This window comes from Vibrio sp. (assembly GCF_984391705.1).
In genome coordinates, this window is record NZ_CFHWOM010000122.1 from 1 (window position 1) to 3,337 (window position 3,337).

The following is a 3,337-nucleotide window of genomic DNA, read 5'->3' on the forward strand; positions in this document are numbered from 1 at the left end:
GGTCTATCAGCACAGCTTTGGTCTGAGACAGTACGTAACGATGAGCAATACGAGTACATGGTATTCCCTCGCGTACTCGCGGCGGCTGAGCGTGCATGGCACCGTGCAGACTGGGAAAACGACTACAAAGTTGGTGTTGAGTACTCGCAAAACTCTAACCTAGTAGACAAAGCTGCGCTAAACCAAGACTACAACCGCTTTGCGAACGTACTTGGCCAACGTGAACTGGCTAAGCTAGAGAAATCAGGTATCGACTACCGCCTTCCTGTACCAGGTGCGAAAGTAGTAGATGGAACGCTGTCTATGAATGTTCAGTTCCCAGGTGTTGAGCTGCAATACTCGTTAGATGGTGAAAACTGGCTGACTTACGCTGACAGCGCGCGTCCAGTAGTAGAAGGTGAAATATTCATCCGTTCAGTGTCGGTGACTGGCGAGAAAGCAAGTCGCGTAACTAGCGTAAAATAATTCCCCCTCCCTCCTATCTTAGATAGAGGGAAAAACGCCCGGCCAATAGTGGTCGGGCGTTTTTATTTGTTGATAGTGCTTAAAGGGAGAACTTAAGCGACTTGAGTTTGTTGTTCTTCTACTTGCTCAGCGTTACTCATTGGTGTTTCTGCGCCGTGCATCCAACGTACTAGTGTGTTTGAGAACATCAGAAGAATCACACCTGATATCGTCGCTGCGATAGCGATACCACCGAAGATTGGTAGTGCACCCAGTTCACCAACGTGAGAACCTATTAAGCCAGCCACATAGTTAGCGATGGCATTGAAGCCGAACCACGCACCCATCATGAGAGATGCAAGGCGAAGTGGAGCAAGCTTAGTCACAAGTGATAGACCGATAGGTGATAGGCATAATTCACCTAGCGTATGGAAGAAGAATGCACCTACTAGCCATAGCATGGACGTTTTAACGCTTGTATCGCCGCCTTGCTCCATCACTGCACCAACCATACATAGGAAGCCTAGAGCTAAGAAGAATAGTGCCAGTGCAAATTTTACTGGTGAGTTTGGCTCTTTAGGGCCTAACTTCACCCAAAGCGCCGCAAGAACTGGAGCAAGTGTGATGATGAAGAATGGGTTAAGTGACTGGAACCAAGCGGCTGGTACTTCGAAGCTACCGATCATACGATCGGTATATTGCTGGGTGTAAATATTCATTAGACCGCCAGCTTGTTCAAAGCCTGCCCAGAAGACAATCACGAACAAGCCCATGACGAGAATAACTTTTAGTCGGTCAACTTCTTGTTTTGTCAGCGGTTGCTTTTGAGCTGAATTTTTCTTTTCTAGATCACGAGTTGCCGCAGGTACGGTGCCGATGTTACCAAGCCATGACTTAGCCAGAGTCATTTGCATGACAAGGCTGATGATCATGCCGATACCCGCTACCATGAAGCCCGCTTTCCAACCAAACTCATTAGTGACAGAGCCAGATACAACACCTGCGATCAGAGCACCTAAGTTGATCCCCATATAGAAGATAGTAAACGCACCATCACGGCGATTGTCCCCTTCTTCATATAGGTCACCTACCATTGTAGAGATGTTTGGCTTAAATAGGCCGTTACCTGCAATCAGCAGTGCAAGGCCAAGGTAGAAGCTGTGAGTGACACTAAGGCCAATCATTTCTGCCGGAAGCGCTAAAGTAAATTGACCGATTGCCATCAATGCGCCACCAATCAAAATTGAACGGCGTTGGCCTAGATAATTGTCGGCTAGGTAGCCGCCAACCATAGGAGTAATGTAGACAAGTCCAGTATAGATGCCGTAAAGATCGAGAGCATCTTTAGTCGACCAGCCCAAACCACCGTTCATGGTTGTGTCGGTTAAATAGAGTACTAGGATGGCACGCATCGCATAGTAAGAAAATCGCTCCCAAAGTTCAGTACCGAACAATAGGAATAAGCCACGTGGGTGACCAAAGAATTGTTGATGTTGGTTTGACATAAATTTTACTAATGTTAGATATTAAAGAATTTTATTTTTGTTTACATATACATCCCAGGTTAATTAACTGCAATGGCTACCTAACTAGGATTTATTATCATTGGGTGTGTAAGGTTTTGAATTGTAAGTAGAAAAGGTGTGGGATCTCAGTGTTAAAGTCGTGCTACAAACTAATGTTGCAAAATCGGTGGTTGTAATTGACTTTGGGTTGGCATTGCGACAAGTCAAATGTGCTTGCAATTTTTGCCTTACTAACAATAGTGAAAATTGCTAGGATGTTAGGCACAACGACTATTGGCTAGATAATAATGAAAGAGTGGTATTTGCTTTACTGCAAGCGCAGTGAGCAGCAGCGTGCAAAGCTGCATTTAGAGAATCAAGGGGTAGAGTGTTACTACCCCGAAACCCAAATTGAAAAGATTGTTCGTGGAAAGCGACAGGTTAAAACAGAGCCTCTTTTTCCTTCTTACATATTTGCTCGATTTGATGTTGAACAAGGCCCTACCTTTACCACAGTGCGCTCTACGCGAGGTGTGGTGGATTTTGTAAGGCGAGGCTCTTTACCTCAAGTGCTTCAAGGTGATCTAATTCTGACAATGAAAGAGATCGAGAAGTTACAAGCAGCACCTACCCAGGACGCTTTGCCAGAAAAAGGAGATGCTGTGAATGTATTGACCGGGCAATTTGCTGGTATTGAAGCTATATATCAAGAGCCAGATGGTGAAACCCGCTCAATTTTGCTGGTGAACATGCTAAGCAAACAAGTTGAAGTGACAGTGGACAATAAAGATATAGATTTGCAGTAAAGCGGATAATCAAAAAAGGCTCCTAAACTTAGGAGCCTTTTTTACTATTTATTGTTAGTACGAATCGTTATGTACGCTTTGTACTGCACGACCAGACGGGTCTGCCATGTTTTTAAATGACTCGTCCCATTCAATCGCTTTTGCTGAAGAACACGCTACAGAAGGGCCTCCAGGGACACATTCAGCAGCTGAAGGCAGTGGGAACAACTCTTCAAAGATTTCACGGTAAACGTAGCCTTCTTTAGTCGTTGGCGTGTTGTATGGGAAGCGGTACGCCGCTGTTTCCATCTGTTGATCCGTTACTTTTTCTTCGGCTACTTCTTTTAGTGTGTCGATCCAGCTATAACCTACGCCATCAGAGAATTGTTCTTTCTGACGCCATGCGATTGATTCTGGTAGGTAGTGCTCGAAACATTCACGTAGGATGTGTTTCTCCATCTTACCGTTGCCACACATCTTATCTTCAGGGTTTAGACGCATTGCTACATCGATAAATTCTTTATCTAGGAAAGGAACACGGCCCTCTACGCCCCATGCTGCCAGCGATTTGTTCGCACGAGCACAGTCAAACATGTTCAGAGC

4 protein-coding genes are annotated in these 3,337 nt (G+C 45.2%); 2 read left to right on the plus strand and 2 right to left on the minus strand.

What is annotated here, in order from left to right; translation table 11 throughout:
* Positions 1 to 465, plus strand: a 465-nt coding sequence (locus AC4MRV_RS21720) for a chitobiase/beta-hexosaminidase C-terminal domain-containing protein (protein ID WP_491189353.1), incomplete at its 5' end; no start/stop codon positions are given.
* A 92-nt stretch (positions 466 to 557) separates the two neighbouring features.
* Here AC4MRV_RS21720 and AC4MRV_RS21725 read toward each other — a convergent pair.
* Positions 558 to 1,949 (minus strand): peptide MFS transporter, encoded by a 1,392-nt coding sequence (locus AC4MRV_RS21725; protein ID WP_491189354.1) that lies wholly within the window; start codon positions 1,947 to 1,949, stop codon positions 558 to 560.
* 308 nt (positions 1,950 to 2,257) lie between these two features.
* On the opposite strand from AC4MRV_RS21725, the gene rfaH reads away from it, so the two are divergent.
* Entirely contained in the window at positions 2,258 to 2,755 is a 498-nt protein-coding gene (gene rfaH, locus AC4MRV_RS21730; RefSeq protein WP_491189355.1) for a transcription/translation regulatory transformer protein RfaH, read from the plus strand.
* A 54-nt stretch (positions 2,756 to 2,809) separates the two neighbouring features.
* On the opposite strand, the gene AC4MRV_RS21735 is transcribed toward rfaH, so the two are convergent.
* The coding region (locus AC4MRV_RS21735; RefSeq protein ID WP_491189356.1) for an asparagine synthase-related protein at positions 2,810 to 3,337 on the minus strand (528 nt) is incomplete at its 5' end.

Excerpts from the sequence above, each read along its gene's own strand:
- AC4MRV_RS21725 (WP_491189354.1), bottom strand. The coding sequence starts at position 1,949 with ATGTCAAACCAACATCAACAATTCTTTGGTCACCCACGTGGCTTATTC.
- rfaH (WP_491189355.1), top strand. The coding sequence starts at position 2,258 with ATGAAAGAGTGGTATTTGCTTTACTGCAAGCGCAGTGAGCAGCAGCGT.